The sequence below is a fragment of the Nocardia pseudobrasiliensis NBRC 108224 genome, from assembly GCF_001613105.1.
GTDB lineage: Bacteria > Actinomycetota > Actinomycetes > Mycobacteriales > Mycobacteriaceae > Nocardia > Nocardia pseudobrasiliensis.
Map to the genome: position 1 here is coordinate 12514 of NZ_BDBS01000047.1, position 14487 is coordinate 27000.

Annotated in this window: 14 protein-coding genes and 1 pseudogene; 6 read left to right on the top strand and 9 right to left on the bottom strand. The window is 67.3% G+C overall.

Going from position 1 to position 14487, the window contains the following annotated elements; translation table 11 throughout:
* Positions 1-46 precede the first annotated feature (46 nt).
* From NP4_RS31540 to NP4_RS31550, 3 genes are read right to left on the bottom strand one after another with little or no spacing between them, the layout of a single operon-like run.
* Complete coding sequence (locus NP4_RS31540; protein WP_068005746.1) at positions 47-1462, bottom strand: phytoene desaturase family protein; 1416 nt, start codon at positions 1460-1462, stop codon at positions 47-49.
* Positions 1459-3297 carry a DUF3556 domain-containing protein gene (locus NP4_RS31545; protein ID WP_068005748.1) on the bottom strand — a complete coding sequence of 613 codons (1839 nt, stop codon included), beginning with the start codon at positions 3295-3297 and terminating at the stop codon, positions 1459-1461. The genes NP4_RS31540 and NP4_RS31545 overlap by 4 nt, the downstream gene beginning before the upstream one ends.
* A 33-nt stretch (positions 3298-3330) precedes the next feature.
* The gene (locus NP4_RS31550; RefSeq protein ID WP_068005750.1) at positions 3331-4803 is read right to left on the bottom strand and encodes a class I adenylate-forming enzyme family protein; all 1473 of its coding nucleotides are present in this window, start codon (positions 4801-4803) and stop codon (positions 3331-3333) included.
* Between the two features lie 231 nt (positions 4804-5034).
* On the opposite strand from NP4_RS31550, the gene NP4_RS31555 reads away from it, so the two are divergent.
* The 3 genes and pseudogenes from NP4_RS31555 to NP4_RS42885 form a co-directional block, all read left to right on the top strand.
* Entirely contained in the window at positions 5035-6258 is a 1224-nt protein-coding gene (locus NP4_RS31555; protein WP_082876386.1) for a PucR family transcriptional regulator, read from the top strand.
* A 371-nt stretch (positions 6259-6629) separates the two neighbouring features.
* Positions 6630-6845 carry a heavy-metal-associated domain-containing protein gene (locus tag NP4_RS31560; protein WP_068005892.1) on the top strand — a complete coding sequence of 72 codons (216 nt, stop codon included), beginning with the start codon at positions 6630-6632 and terminating at the stop codon, positions 6843-6845.
* A 148-nt stretch (positions 6846-6993) separates the two neighbouring features.
* Positions 6994-7095 (top strand): annotated as a pseudogene (locus NP4_RS42885) (HoxN/HupN/NixA family nickel/cobalt transporter); the annotation flags it as partial.
* A gap of 153 nt (positions 7096-7248) precedes the next feature.
* Here NP4_RS42885 and NP4_RS40350 read toward each other — a convergent pair.
* The 5 genes from NP4_RS40350 to NP4_RS31585 are packed head-to-tail and all read right to left on the bottom strand — an operon-like array spanning position 7249 to position 11285.
* Complete coding sequence (locus NP4_RS40350) at positions 7249-7695, bottom strand: Fur family transcriptional regulator (RefSeq protein ID WP_082876398.1); 447 nt, start codon at positions 7693-7695, stop codon at positions 7249-7251.
* Positions 7667-8530, bottom strand: a complete 864-nt coding sequence (locus NP4_RS31570) for a metal ABC transporter permease (RefSeq protein ID WP_068005757.1) — start codon at positions 8528-8530, stop codon at positions 7667-7669. The genes NP4_RS40350 and NP4_RS31570 overlap by 29 nt, the downstream gene beginning before the upstream one ends.
* Entirely contained in the window at positions 8527-9438 is a 912-nt protein-coding gene (locus tag NP4_RS31575; RefSeq protein WP_068005759.1) for a metal ABC transporter permease, read from the bottom strand. The genes NP4_RS31570 and NP4_RS31575 overlap by 4 nt, the downstream gene beginning before the upstream one ends.
* Positions 9435-10352: a metal ABC transporter ATP-binding protein gene (locus NP4_RS31580; RefSeq protein WP_068005761.1), complete on the bottom strand. Its 918-nt coding sequence runs from the start codon at positions 10350-10352 to the stop codon at positions 9435-9437. The genes NP4_RS31575 and NP4_RS31580 overlap by 4 nt, the downstream gene beginning before the upstream one ends.
* Complete coding sequence (locus tag NP4_RS31585) at positions 10353-11285, bottom strand: metal ABC transporter solute-binding protein, Zn/Mn family (RefSeq protein WP_245998656.1); 933 nt, start codon at positions 11283-11285, stop codon at positions 10353-10355. It lies immediately after the preceding gene.
* 105 nt (positions 11286-11390) lie between these two features.
* Here NP4_RS31585 and NP4_RS41315 point away from each other — a divergent pair, with 105 nt between their 5' ends.
* Positions 11391-11690, top strand: coding sequence for a hypothetical protein (locus NP4_RS41315; RefSeq protein WP_147288088.1), 300 nt, complete (start codon positions 11391-11393; stop codon positions 11688-11690).
* A 27-nt stretch (positions 11691-11717) separates the two neighbouring features.
* Here NP4_RS41315 and NP4_RS31595 read toward each other — a convergent pair whose 3' ends face one another.
* On the bottom strand, positions 11718-12563 hold the full coding sequence (locus NP4_RS31595; RefSeq protein ID WP_211335970.1) for a class I SAM-dependent methyltransferase: 846 nt from the start codon (positions 12561-12563) through the stop codon (positions 11718-11720).
* Positions 12564-12723: 160 nt separating this feature from the next.
* Here NP4_RS31595 and NP4_RS31600 point away from each other — a divergent pair, with 160 nt between their 5' ends.
* Both NP4_RS31600 and NP4_RS31605 read left to right on the top strand, forming a co-directional pair.
* Positions 12724-13689 carry a permease gene (locus tag NP4_RS31600; RefSeq protein ID WP_068005768.1) on the top strand — a complete coding sequence of 322 codons (966 nt, stop codon included), beginning with the start codon at positions 12724-12726 and terminating at the stop codon, positions 13687-13689.
* Positions 13686-14438, top strand: a complete 753-nt coding sequence (locus NP4_RS31605; RefSeq protein WP_068005770.1) for a TIGR03943 family putative permease subunit — start codon at positions 13686-13688, stop codon at positions 14436-14438. The genes NP4_RS31600 and NP4_RS31605 overlap by 4 nt, the downstream gene beginning before the upstream one ends.
* Positions 14439-14487: the final 49 nt, after the last annotated feature.

A 14487-nucleotide genomic window follows, 5' to 3' on the forward strand; every position in this document is an offset into this window, starting at 1 on the left:
TCAGTGGCGGAGGGTTCCGGCATCGGTGACGGAGAGCTGTGGGGCGTCAGCGGCGGAGATAGCGGAGGGCCGCTGCGGCGGCGTTCGCGCCGCACATGCCGTGTGCGCCGGGTCCGGGCGGGGTGGCCGCCGAGCAGATGTATCCGCCGGGCACGCCGATGGCGTACGGCGACAGCGTGATTCGAGGTCCGAACAGCAGTTGGCGGATGTCCTTGGAGCCGGTCATGATGTCGCCGCCGACGTAGTTGGGGTTGTAGGCGGCCATCTGAGTGGTGCTGCGGACGGTGTAGCCGAGGACGCGGTCACGGAATCCGGGTGCGAAGCGCTCGATTCGGGCGATGATCGCGGTGGTCGCGTCACCGGTGTAGCCGTTGGGCACGTGTGCGTAGGTCCACACCGGATGGACACCGCCGACGGAGCGGGTCGGATCGGCGAGATACTGCTGTCCGACGAGGACGAACGGCTGTTCGGGCATGAGTCCCGCGTGAATTCGGCGTTCGGCGGCGGCGAGTTCGGCGAAGGTGCCGCCGAGGTGGACGGTTCCGGCGCGGCGGGCGTCGGGGTTGGTCCAGGGCACGCCGTCCTGGACAGCGAAATCGACCTTGAACGCGCCCGGCCCTTGCCGGAATCGGCGGAAGGAACGGGCAATTCGCGGCGGGAGCGCATCGCCGAGGATTCCGGCGATCGCGTCGGGCGCGAGGTCGAACAGGGTGACATCGGCTCGCGGCAACTGCGACGCGGTCTCGATGCGGGCGCCGGTTTCGATCTTGCCGCCGAGGTCGCCCAGCAGGCGCGCCAGCGCATTGGTGATCGATTGCGAACCGCCGACCGCTACCGGCCAGCCGTGGCGGTGTCCGGCGGTGAGGATGCCGAGCCCGATCGCGGAGGTCATCGGGTAGTTCAGTGGCCGGAAGGCATGCGCGGCAACGCCTCCGAACAGGGCGCGAGCCTGCGCTGTCCGGAAGCCTCGGGCCAGCGTGGCGGCCGGAAGCAGGGTCGGGAGGCCGAAGCGGGCCAGCGTCAGGGGATGGTGCGGAGCGCGCAGCAAGGGTCGCATGATGTCCTGAGCCAAGGCGTCGTACCGGTCCGAGGGCCCATCGAACAGCATCCGCCACCGGCGGGCGTCCTCGCCGAGTCCGGCGCAGGTCGTCTCGACCGAGCGATGCAGTACTCCGGCGCTACCGTTGTCGAGTGGATGGACACAGTCGATTTCCGGTGTCCGCCAGGTCAATCCGTAACGCTCCAGGCCGAGTCCGGACAGGAACGGCGAGCCGACGGCCATCGGATGGGTGGCCGAGCACTGGTCGTGCAGCAGACCGGGGATGATGGCCTCATGAGTGCGGGTGCCGCCACCGATCTCGGTCGCGGCCTCGAGCACGGTGACCTGAACGCCGGCGAAGGCGAGGTGGACGGCGGCAGCGAGCCCGTTGGGTCCGCTGCCGACCACGATGGCGGTGGTCATGCCCGTGCTCCGTGTCTCTGCTCGTGCCGCACGGGTTCGGATCCGGGAGCGAGATCGGCTTGGGGGGCAGCCTCTTTCGCCGCGGGGATCGACCAGCTCACCTGCAGTGGGATCGGGCCGTTGGGCAACCAGGGTTGTTCGGCGACCGCGTCGGCGACCGTCCAGACGCCGCGCTCGATCACGCCCAGCGCGGCGTCGATGACCTTGTAGTGCTGGACTCTGCTGCCCCACGCCTGCGACTCCACCCAGACCACGATCAGTTCGCCGGGTTCGAATCGCGCCTCGCGTTGCACGGCGGCGATGAGATCCTCGTTGTGCAGATGGCCGTCACCGAAGTTGAAGCCGATCAACGAGTTACACGTGAATTCGCCCTCGCGGACCGACCGGCTGTCGATGTCGGGCAGCTTCTTCAGGAGCACCGAGAACAGTCCACGGCCCTGACTGTGCATGGTGCGCCAGCCGATGGTCTGCTGCAAGGTGATCTCGGCCCATGGCGGTTCGTAGCCGAATTCGGTGAACTGATCCACCTGATTCTTCGCCGAGCGGGTGACCCGGTTCAGCTTGGCCTCGGCGCCGGGGGTGAAAGCCCATACCGCCGAGGCCCAGTTGCCGGCGTACTGGCGCATCGAAGGCAGGAACGAGACCTTGTCGGGCCGGAGGTTGCCCAGGATCGGGAAGAACAGCAATCCGGCGATGAGTATGACGGCCAGCCAGGGCGAGGATATGTCGGTGACCGCGTAGCCGTGCCAGTTGGGGAAGCCGAGGAACAGGAAGACCGCCGCGTAGGCGAACAGGATGTTCCACTCCAGCGGGACGGCCAGCGGGAACGTCGAGGTGATGAACAGGTGGAACACGACCATCACCACCACCGCGGGCACGGTCAGCCACGGCGTGGGCGAGAGCAGCAGGGTCAGCGGGGCGACGATCTCGACGGCCGTGCCGCCCACATGCGCCATCAGGCTCGCCACATGGGAGGGGCGCAGGTCTCGCGGGAAGTCGCGGTAGTGCGCACGTTTGATCCGAGCGAACGGCATCGACGGGCTGTTGCTCACCATCGGCGGCACCACGAGGGCGAAATGCTTGCCGAACTTCGAGACGCCCGCGCCCACCCAAACCACCACGATCAGCAGCTTCAGCGCGATGATCATGTCGGTGAACGGCAGCACGGCGAAGAAGAACAACGCGGGCAGATACTGTTCGCCGCGGGCGGCGAGGAATACGGTTTTGTCCCGCAAGCCATTCAGGATCAGCAGTGCGATCGGTGCGATCAGCAGCGCCGGACTCACCAGGCCCGAGGTGTTGTCCGCCAGTACCGACGTGAGTGAATCGCTGTGCACGCCAGGGGAGACCAGCGCGACCGTGACGCTCACCAGGAACGCGGTGTACAGGGCCACATCGAACAGCGAGCGCCGATCGCCCGAGGTGAATGGCACCCACTTCCAGGGCCTCAGCCGAATAGTGCCCGGACGGGCCCAGAACAGGATTCCGCCGGTCATCGGTTTCACCTTGCCCGCCAGTGGGCCCCAGGACCCGGCGACGCCGATGGCTTCCAGCAGGACGGTCCAGAGGATGGCCTTCTGGTAGACGATCGGCTGGTTCCACCATTGCGAGACGTGCCAGAAGGCGGGCAGGTGCGAGGTGGTCGTGGCGATGGCGATGCCGCCGAGGGCGTACAGCAGCACGAGTTTGGTGATGTAGACCAGGTGCACCATGCGGGGGGAGCCGAATCCATGTTCGGCCCAATGGGTGGCCAGTATTCGCATGCGGTCCATGAGCGGGAGGTTCAGGAAGGTGTCGGGGTCGACCTTCGGCAGGTCGGGTGTGGTGAATCCCATGATCGAATTCCTTGTCGGCGAGTTGTTTCGGGGTCAGTGACCGCTGGCGGCGGGGGTAGCGAGGCGGCGGAGCGCGGGTTTGTCGATCTTGCCGACAGCGTTCTTGGGAAGGTCGTCGAGGATCGTGATCTGCACGGGCAGTTTGTATTTCGATAGGGCGCGGCGGAGGTGACGGTCGATCGCACCGACGTCGAGCTCATCGCCGGAGGCGAACGCGACGAACAGCACCGGCTGCTCGCCGTAGACGGGGTCGGCGCGCCCGATGGCGGCTGCCTCGGCGATCTGCGGCAATTGGTATGCGGCGGTTTCGATTTCCTTGGGATAGATATTCTCCCCACCTCGAATGATCATGTCCTTGGCGCGATCGACGAGCACCAGGTACCCGGCGGAATCGATGCGGCCGATATCGCCGGTGCGCAGCCACCCGTCGACCAGGGTTTCGGCGGTTTCCTCGGGCCTGTTCAGGTAGCCGCGCATCACATTCGGGCCGGCGATGAGCACTTCACCGGGCTCGCCGTCGGGGACCGGCGAGCCGTCGGCGGCGACGATGCGAATCGTCTGACCGGGCAAGGGAATTCCGACCGTGCCCGGCTTGCGTGGACCGGCGAGCGGGTTGAGTGTGCTGGCGCACGTGCCTTCCGAGAGCCCGTAGCCCTCGATGATCGGCACGCCGTAACGGGATTCGAACCCGTTGAGCAGTTCCACGCTGGCCGGGGCCGCGCCGCAGATCGCGAACCGCACTGCGGACAGATCCGGTCGAACCTGCTCGGGCAGATTCGACAGCATGGTGTAGATGGTGGGGACGGCCGAGAAATAGGTGGCGCGGCCGGCTTCGAGCCGAGCGAAGAAGCTCTGCGCGCTGAATCGGCCGGCGATGCTCGTGCTGCCTCCGGCGAGCAGGGGCGACAACACCGAGACGACGATGCCGTTGACGTGGAACAGCGGCAGGATCAGCAGGCATCGGTCGGTGACGGTGAGCGACAGCGCACCGATGATCATGCGGCACATGGCGTTCAGATTCGCGTGATCGAGCATCACGCCTTTGGGGCGACCGGTGGTGCCGCTGGTGTAGATCAGCAGCGCGAGCGCGTTTTCGGCGTGGTCGGCGGGAACCGGCGCGGCGTCCGGGTCCGCGGCGGTCAGCTCCCGGACCGTGATCGTCTTCGCTGCCGGAAGTTCTTCCGAGAACCCCAGGGCGACAAGGACTTTCGCTTCGGCGTCGACAAGCTGATACGCCGCCTCGGCAGGTACCAGGGACGGGTTCATCGGGGTGACCGCCGCGCCCAGTCGCCAAGCGGCGAACAGACACACGATGAGATCGGCGGTGTTGGGGAGCATGACCGCGACCACGTCTCCCGCCCCGATGCCGTGCGTGCGCAGTGCATTGGCCGCCCGGCGGACGGCGGTGAGAAAATCGGTGTTGTCCAGTACGTTTTCGTCGTCGGCGAGGGCGGGTCCGTGCGGGTGCGCGGCGGCTCGGCAATCCGGTAGAGCGGAGAGGTTCATCGGCAGTCCTTGCGAGCGGTGATGCGATCGAGGGCCAACGATAGGGTTCGGCGGCCTGGGGATCGCCGTCGCGAAGTGACGACATTCACACCGTCCTTTGTCTCCGGAAGACAAAGGACGGAGCCGGAAACCACGACGGTCACCGGCCGCGGAATCTAGGGTGGAGCAGTGACGAGCACACGTCACGAGGACGCCAACGCAGACCGCTTCGTCGCGGCGATAGCCGCCCGCATGACCGCACGGGTGACGCAGGTCAGCGCTGCCATCCGGGCCTCGCTCGAGGAAGACATCACCCAACTTCGCGGGGATCCGCGCACGGCGGAACTGCTCGGGGCGAGCGTCGAAGCCAATGTCGTCACCATCTTGCAGGCGCTGCGCTACGACTTGCCCGTCGCCGGTATCCAGGCGCCGCCCGCGGCGATCGAGTACGCCAGACGGCTTGCCCAGCAAGGAATCCCGGCTACCGCCTTGATTCGGGCCTACCGCCTCGGCCAGCGTCGCATGACCGATCTGGTCTTCACCGAACTGCACACCCTGGCCATCCCGCCGGACGAGCGGATCGCCGTGGTAGAGCAGATCACCGCGATCCTGTTCGACTACATCGACCGCATCACCGAACACGTGGTGAGCGTTTACGACGACGAGCGTGAGCGCTGGCTCGACAATCAGCACAGCATCCGGGCGCTGCGCGTGCGTGAGGTGTTGGGTGGGCGCAAGGCCGTCGATGCCGATGCCCTCAGCGAGACCATCCGATATCCGCTGCGCTGGCGTCACCTCGCCCTGGTGCTCTGGTACCCCGAATCCGAGGCCGACAGCGACGCGATCGCACGCCTGCAACGGTTCGTTCGAGAGCTGGCCGAAACCCTGGGTGCGGCGGCGAGTCCGCTGTCGGTGACCGCGGATCGGGTCAGCATGTGGGCCTGGCTGCCCTACCGCGCCGAGCCTGGCGATGTGGTCGGTCAGCTGCGCGCGTTCGTCGCCGGCCGCCGCGATGCCCCGGACATCGCGGCGGGCGCCATCGGCGCGGGTGTCGAGGGTTTCCGAGGTTCGCACCGCACCGCGCAGCGGGCCCGCACCGCCGCCGTGGCCCGTGGCCTGCCCACGGCGACCGTGGTCGCGGCGAGCGATCCCGGGCTGATGACTGCGGCACTGCTGGGCGGTCATGTCGGCGAGACCCGCGAATGGGTGGACGAGGTGCTCGGTGAGTTGGCCGGCGACAACGAGAACGACGAACGCCTGCGCGACACTTTGCGGGTCTTCCTGCGGACCGGATCCAGCTACAAGGCCGCTGCCAGCGAGCTGGATCTGCACTTCAATTCCGTGAAATACCGGGTGGGCCGGGCCGTCGCGCGACGCGGCAGGCCGATCGGCGACGACCGGCTCGATATCGAACTCGCCCTGCTGGTGTGCCACTGGTTCGGATCCGCGGTGCTGCGCCCGGCCCCGAGTCGATAGCCACGCCGTGACGACAACGATTGCCCGCTGTTTCGTCTTCCCGAGACAAAGGCATGCGGTTGCGCGCGTCCTACCGTTGTCCCAGGCAGCAATGGTGCGACCGGAATTCAAATCGCTACAGCGATGGGAACACGGCTACAACAACCTCGGCGCTGGCTGGACGCTTCCGTTGAGATGGCTGCCCCGGCGAGGGCACGGCGCATGGTCAGGGTGTAGGTGATCGGGCATACCCCGACGCCGAGGGTGTGATCACGGAATCCGAGACTGATAGCGAACCAGTATCGGCGGCAGTAGGATCATGAGCGGGTCGATTCGGGTCGGTGCGGACCTGCGAGCGGACCCGGTTCTGTCCCACCAGTTTGGGAAATACCATGTCCAAAGCCACATTCTCAGTAGATGGACTGCACTGTCAGGGTTGCGTCCACACCGTTGAGCAGACGCTGTCCGCGCTGGCGGACGTGCATTCGGTCACCGTCGACCTCGATATGCGGGGCGTGTCAGCGGTGACCGTCGACGCAGACCGCGAGATACGCGCGGAGGAGGTGCAGAAGGCCCTCGATACGACGGGGAATTTCACCGTCGTCTGAGCCTCGGCCGACGCACGGATTGCCAAGGGGTATCAAGAGTTCGTCGGGTGGTTCCGAGCGCTCGGTCATGCCGGTCACGGTGTAGACGTTTGGCTCGTCGCCGAATCCTCTCTCGAGCGCGTCATCCCGCGGCTGCACCCAGATGTTCGGCCTCGGCCTCACCGCCCACACCCTGGGCATGCGGCACGCCTGCGCCGCCGACCACATCGCCGCGATCGACAACACCACCCGCAAGCTGATGGCCGACGACGACTCGACCGCCCGCCACGATCTTGGCCTGGTCGCGACCTCGGCTCGGGCCTATTCGGCGACTGGCCGAAGTCGAGAGCCGTTGGCAACCAGGCGCCCAGACGATCAGCTGGGCCAACGACGCGCACCACGCTGCTCCGGGTCTGTGCTGGGTCTATCCAGGCGGCTGGGCAATCCCCGCGGCGCAGTCGGGGCAGGTGCCGTAGAGGTCGATGTGGTGTTCGAGGTCTACGTATCGGTGGCGGTGGGCAATGCGTTCGGTGTGGTGTTCGAGTTCGTCGATGGCGAATTGTTCGGCGCGGCCGCAGATTCGGCACAGCAGGTTGTGGTGATGACGGGTGTCGTGGCGGAGGCGGTAGAGGAATTCACCGTCCTCGGCACGTTGAGTCTCCACCACCTGTTCCGCGGTGAGGCGGTGCAGGATTCGGTACACGCTGGTGAGGCCGATGCTGAGGGCGGACTCGGCGCGGAGTTCGGTGTGGAGCTGTTGGGCACTGCGGAAGCGGTCGTCGCGCGCCAGCAGTGCGAGCAGGGCGCGCTGGCGCTTGGTGCGGCGGGTGGCCGCGCCGGTCTCAGGTGAGCGAGGGTGCCGTGGTGGCATGTTCTCGGTGGCGTCGGAAACGGTCGAAGAGGAAGGCGGCCAGGTAGCCCGATGCCGCGACGGCGATGATGGTGAAACTGGCTGGAGCGGCGGGGATTTCGTAGGAGAGCACGATGCCCGCCCAGACCGCCAGAGTGGACAGTGCGGCGGAGAGCCAGAACGCGGTCCATGGTCGATCGGTGAGGCGGGCGGCGGCCGCGGCCGGCGCGGCGAGCAATCCGAGCACCACGACGGACCCGACGAGCGGGGTGGCCTCGGCGACGGTGGTGCCGACGATGGCCAGGAACACCGCGCCGAGGACGCGGGCCGGTACGCCCGTCGCGCGGGCCACGGCGGGGTCGATGGTGGCGAACAGCAGCGGCCGCGAGATCACCAGGAGCACACCGATCGTCACCGCCGCGATGACCGCCGCGATGCTCGCCGCCGCGGCATTGATCCCGAAAATGCTGCCGAACAGGATATTCGCGTTCGCGGCGCCGTTTCCGGTGCTGCGGTGGGTGGTGTAGTAGGTCAAGAAGAGCACGCCGAGCCCGAGCGTCCAGGAAAAGAACGATCCGATCGCGACATCGTCCGTGCCGCCGCGGATTCCGCCCAGACCCAGCGCGGCTCCGGCCACGATCGCCGCCACGAAGAGCCCGAGTCGTAAATTCATCCCGGCCGCCAGTGCGGCCATGGCCCCGGTGTAGGCGACGTGACCGAGCGCGTCACCGGCGAAGACCTCGCCGCGTTGCACCAGGAAATACCCTGCCAGGCCGCACAACACGGCCACCGCGGTGCCCGCCAGGAAGGCGTGGGCGATGAAGGGATGGGAGAACATGCCGGGCAGAGAACTCATGCCGTCACCTCCACCGGTGATCGATCGGCTCGCCGGAACGACGCCCGGGCTCGCCCTCGATCGCGCCAGCGACGCCAGCCGAGGCTGAGCAGATAGCAACTGAAGGCGAAGGTGCTGACCCAGAATCCGATCGGATAGGAGGAGAAGAACGCGCATCCCATCCCCGCCCAGGTGACGGCGAGCGCGATCGCGATCGACACGACGATCCCGCGCCCGGGACGCGTGGCCAGCTGGTGAGCCGCGGCGGCCGGGGCGACGAGCAGCGTGAAGACCAGCAGGCTGCCGGTGACCTGGCTGGTACCCGCCGCGGCGACACCCAGCAGCACCAGGAAGCACGCACCCACGATGCGCACCGGAATCCCCTGCGCGGCGGCTGTTTCCGAGTCGATCGAGGCCCACAGCAGTGGCCGTCCCAGCATCGCGAGCAGTGTCAGGCACGGTACCGCGGCGACGAGCAGCAGCGTGACTTGCTCGTCGGTCACGCCCGCGATGGTGCCGAACAGCAAGTTGGTCAGCCCGGACAGGAACCCCTTGTACAGGCTCACGAACAGCATCCCTGCCGCCAGCGCGAACGCCTGCACGGTCCCGATCACCGCCGACTGCTCTCCGCCGCTCCGCGACCGGACCGACCGCGGCAAGGCCGCGATGACCAGCGCCGCGGTGATGCAGATCCCGAAATATCCGTAGCCGACCGCTATTCCGAGCCAGGTGGCGGCCGCCGCACCGGGGAACCCGACCACCGCCAGAGTGTGCCCGGCGAAACTCTCGCGCCGCAACACCATCACCCAGCCGACCGCCCCCGCCACCACCGCGACGATGGTGCCCGCGCGCACGGCGTTGACCATGAACGGGTAGGACAGCATCAGTCGCAGGTCCTGCACCAGATTCCAGCTCGCTGCCGGGTTCATCGCGCCTGCCCCGCTTCGGGATTCGCGATCGTGTGCCCAACCGCGACGTCGGGTTGCCCCACAACCACCAATCGCCCGGTGCTGTCGCGCAGCACCTCGATCCGGATCCCGTAGAGCGCCGAGAGCTGCTCACCGGTGATGACCTCCTCGGGCGCCCCGGTCAGTGCCGCGCCGCGCGCGACGTACACCAGCCGATCCAGGTACGGCAGAATCGGATTCACATCGTGGGCGACCATCACGACAGCGACCCCCTCGGTTCGGCAGATATCGCGCAGGAGCCCGCTGATCCCGGCCTGACTGGGCACATCGAGGCTGTCGAGGGGTTCGTCGAGCAGCAGCAGCCGCGGTTTGCGGATCAGCGCCTGCGCGATCAGCAGCCGCTGCTGCTCCCCGCCGGAGCATTGCCCGATCGGCCGGTGCGCGTAGGCGCTCGCGCCGACCAGTTCGATCACCTCGCGCAGCCGCCACTGTGCCGCCCGGTACCGCTGGGGCGCAAGAAGTTTCGACAGCCACGGAATCGGCGTCCCCCAGCGGGCGCCGTCGAGCCCGAGCCGGACGATGTCCACGCCCCGGATGCGCACACCGGTGTCGAACGCCCGCCGCTGGGGCAGATAGCCGATACCGGCATTGTGTCGCCCCGCCCGGCCGCCGAGAACCTCGAGCGTGCCCGCGGTCGTCGGCGTCAGGCCCAGAATCGCTTTCAACAGTGTGGATTTCCCGGCCCCGTTGGGACCGAGCACCGCCACGAACTGCCCCGGTTCCACGTCGATCGAGACGTCGGACCAGATCTGCCGACCGCCGACCGTCGCCGCGATCCCCCTCATGTGGACCACGGGCGGTTCGGTCGACGGTGTCGAAGACTGCGGCGAGACCGCGACGGAATCCGTCGCGACCCTCGCCTGCGTGCCGGTCATCTACTTGCCGGTCGCCTTGTGCAGCGTGTCTTCCAACGCCTGCAACTGGGCCGACTGCCAGTCCTGGAATGCCGCGTCGGCCGGGGCGAGGGTCTCGGTGACGGTGCTGACCTCGATGCCCTGCTTCTTGGCCGCGTCGACCTGGGCCTGTACGTCAGGGGTGCTGTTCTGGCTGTTGTAGACGTAGACCTTGATCGCCTTCGTGGCGATCTGCTGGTCGATGGTGGCCTTGTCCGCGGGTGCGGGGTCGGTGCCCTCGCTGATCGCCTTCAGAAATGCCGGCGGCGTGATCAGGTTGAGCCCCAACGCCTCCGACAGCGGCGAGAAGATCGACTCACTGGCCCCGACCGGAGTCCCCGCGTACTTCGCCTTGATATCGGCGATCAGGCCGTTGTACTTGGCCAGTGCGGTATTGACGAATTTGATGCGCTGGTCGTCGAAATACGCCGAGTCGGCCGGATCGGCCTTCTTGTAGTCGGCGGTGATCGCGTCCACGATCTTGGCGACCGAGTCGGGCGAGTACCACTGGTGCGGATTCCCGTCCTCGGGCACCCCGAGCTGCTTGCCGACGCTCAGCTCGACGCGGTCCTTGCCCGGGTCGGCCGACAGCAGCTTGTCCGCCCACGCGTCGTAGCCGATTCCATTGGCGATGAACACCTTCGCGCCCGCCACCGTGCGCGCGTCTGCGGGTGTCGGCTCGTAGTCGTGCGGGTCGGTGTCCGGGTTGGCGATGATGCTGGTCTCGTGCACCTTGTCACCGCCGAGCTGCGCGGCGATGCTGCCCCAGGCATTGATCGTCGCCACCACCTCGAGCTTGCCGCTCGACGAATCCGACGAGTTCGACGACGTACTACACGCTGTCGCGGCTCCGAACAGCGCCGACGCGCACACCGCCGCCACCATCATCCGTGTGCCGAAAACCAGACCAGACATCCCGCAACCCTCATCAGATCTTGAAACTGAAAACCGTTGTCATAAATGTAACAGGGCGTTCGCACGCCCTCCAAACGAAATTTCACATCGCAATCAATCCGATAAATGCGCACATTAATATGTGAAAACGCAATTGCAAGTAGGGAGAGAAATACGGCGGAAGGAAAAATCGCGAGCGCAGGAACACACACCGAGCACGCCGGCCACGAGCACACTCACGGCGAAAGCTGCGGCCACGCCGACGACGAGCTGCGCGCACTGCTCGAGACCGCGGGACTCCAGCAAGTCCAGGTCACCCGGGTCGACGACGCATACCAACTCGCCGCCGGAGTCCGCGCCGCCGATCCGACCGGCGACACGGACAACGCACCCGCCGAACGCCTTCGGGACGACGTGCACGGATAACGAGAGGGCGGCTCCCGGCGGCGAGGATCAGGCGCGGTAGTGATTGAGCTTGTAGCGCCCGAATCGCTCGCGGAGTATCAGGCTCGCGGCACGCAGCCCAGCCCGGCGAGCCAGCGGCACGCGATCACGCAGGCGATCCGGGAGCCGGGACAGATCGCCCGACTCCAGCAGCCGCAGGCCCAATCCCCAGCCCTCGAGCTCCGCGGGATCGTCACAGGCCCAGCGCATTCGAGCCGAAACCCGCTTCATGGCATCGTGGCGGTCCTGATGGTCGATCATCCAGCGCCCCGTGGTATCGGTGACGATGTCGGCGCCGGGGAAGTTCTCGGCGATGAGCGTCACCGCGCGACGGACATCGGCCTCCTCGAGGTAGACGAGCACGCCCTCGGAGATGAAGAAGTACGGCGCCGGAAAGGTTTTCACGACAGCTACCCAACCCTCGTCGAGGACCGACGCCGCCAGCATCCGGCGCCGATCGGATTCGACGAAGAACTGCGAGCGCAATGCCATGGCATCGGGCAGGTCCAGATCGACCCAGTGCAGACGGCCGTTGTCGACCCGTTCGAACCGGGTGTTCAGTCCAGCACCGATCTCGACGACGGTGCCTTCGGGATGGGCGTCCAGGAAGTCCAGCACCCAGGCGTCGATGATGCTGGTGCGCACCACGACTCCGAACAGGCTGCGGCCGCCGTCGAACCTGCCGAAGTCGTAGTCGATGGCCCGCACCATCTCCACCGCCTTCGGATCGCGCAGCATCGGACGCGGCTTGCCGGTCTCGGTGGCCCGCCCGTAGAGCGGAATGAGCAGCGTCTCTTGGACTTCACCCAACTGTGCGGCATCGATCGCCATACCCAGCTCCTTATTGAAATACATTTTCAATAAGGATATCGGCTTCCGCCACAGCGGTCGACAGCGCCGAGTTCGGGTCCGGGCCGCACGGTCAGTCGCAGCTCGCATACGGGCGGGAGGGTGGTTCGCCTGCGAGGATGTATCGGTGGTCGAACTCCGCCTGCCCCAAACGTTCCGGACTGGCATGTCCTCGACATATGTGCTTGCGATACTGCTCGCGGCCGGGATAGCCACGCAATCGGTGCTATCGGATGCGGTCGGCAGGGTGGCGCGGCTTCAGACCGCGACGACGGTCTTCGCGGGCGTATTCATTCAGGCGGTGCCGTTTCTGGTGCTCGGCGTGGTGATCAGCGGGGCGATCGCCGCGTTCGTGTCGCCCGCCCTGCTGCGGCGGGTGCTGCCGCGCAACGAGACCGCGGCCATCGGCGTGGCGGGGTTGGTGGGAATGGCGTTGCCGGGCTGTGAGTGCGGCGTGGTCCCGGTCGCGCGACGGTTGATCGATCAGGGTGCGCCGAGTTCGGTGGCACTGGCGTTTCTGTTGTCGGCGCCGGCGATCAATCCGGTGGTGCTGGTCGCGACCGCGGTCGCCTTTCCCGGCGAGCCCGGCATGGTCTGGGCGCGGTTCACCGGTTCGCTCGGTACCGCCCTGGTGATGGGCCTGCTCTGGGCACGGCTGGGCCGACCGGCCTGGATGCTGCCGCGACCCGGGGGGCACGATCACTGCGCGACCGGGCGGACCCGCTGGGAAGTGTTCACCGAGGCCGCTCGCCATGATCTATTGCAGGCCAGCGCGTTTCTGGTGCTCGGCGCGGCCGCCGCGGCGGCCCTGCATGTCCTGGTTCCGCCGACCTGGTACCAGCACCTGGCCGGGCAGATGACACTCGCCGTGCTGGTGATGGCGCTGCTGGCCATCGTGCTCGCGCTGTGCTCGGAGGCCGACGCCTTCGTCGCCTCGAGCATGTCGGCGCTGCCGCTGTTGCCTCGGTTGGTGTTTCTGGTCGTGGGGCCCGCGGTCGATGTGAAGCTGTTCGCCATGCAGGCGGGCACCTTCGGCCGACGGTTCGCGATCCGCTTCTCGCCGTTGACCTTCGCCGTCGCCGTCGGCTGCGGCGCCCTCGCCGGCTACATCTTCCTCGGGGGTGCGCGATGAACCGAGAATCCCAGAATGTGCTACTGGTGCTCATCGGCGGTGCGGTGCTGCGGACCGCGCTCGACGGGCACTATCTGCGCTACGTGAAACCGGGCATGCTGCCGTTCCTGCTCATCAGCGGTGTGGGCTTCGTGCTGCTCGGCGCCATCGCCATCGTGCGCGACATACGGCGCGGCCATCCCGCAGACGCACATGAGCACGGGACCGGACGAGCGCAGTGGTCACTGCTGGCCCCGATCGCCGCGCTCCTGCTCGTCGCCCCGCCCGCACTCGGCGCGGCCGCCCTGCCGACATCGCCTGCCGCGCAGGTGGCCCCGGCCGCGTCGACCGCCGACGACCCGGACCCGCAACGCCCCTTCCCGCCGCTGCCCGACGACCCCGCACCCACCCTGTCCATCTACGACCTGGTGAACCGGGCACTGCTGGACTCCACCCACTCCCTCGACGGCCGCGAGGTGACCATCAGCGGTTTCCTCGTCGGCATGGGCGCGGACGGCCAACCCCGCCAAGCCGGTTCCACCATCGAGCTGGCCCGCGTCCTGATCACCTGCTGCGTCGCCGACGCCCAATACATCTACGTCCACCTCTCCGGCATCACCGAACCCCTCGCCGACGACACCTGGCTCGAGGTCCGCGGCACCGTCGACCCCGGCAGCGCCCAACGCGACCACGGCAAGATCCCCACCCTGCTCGTCAGCGACTACCACCAGATCCCCAAACCCGACCACACCTACGAACGAGCCCACTAGCAACCTCGGGGCCATGCACAGCGCAAAATCGGATGTTCTGCGACACAGT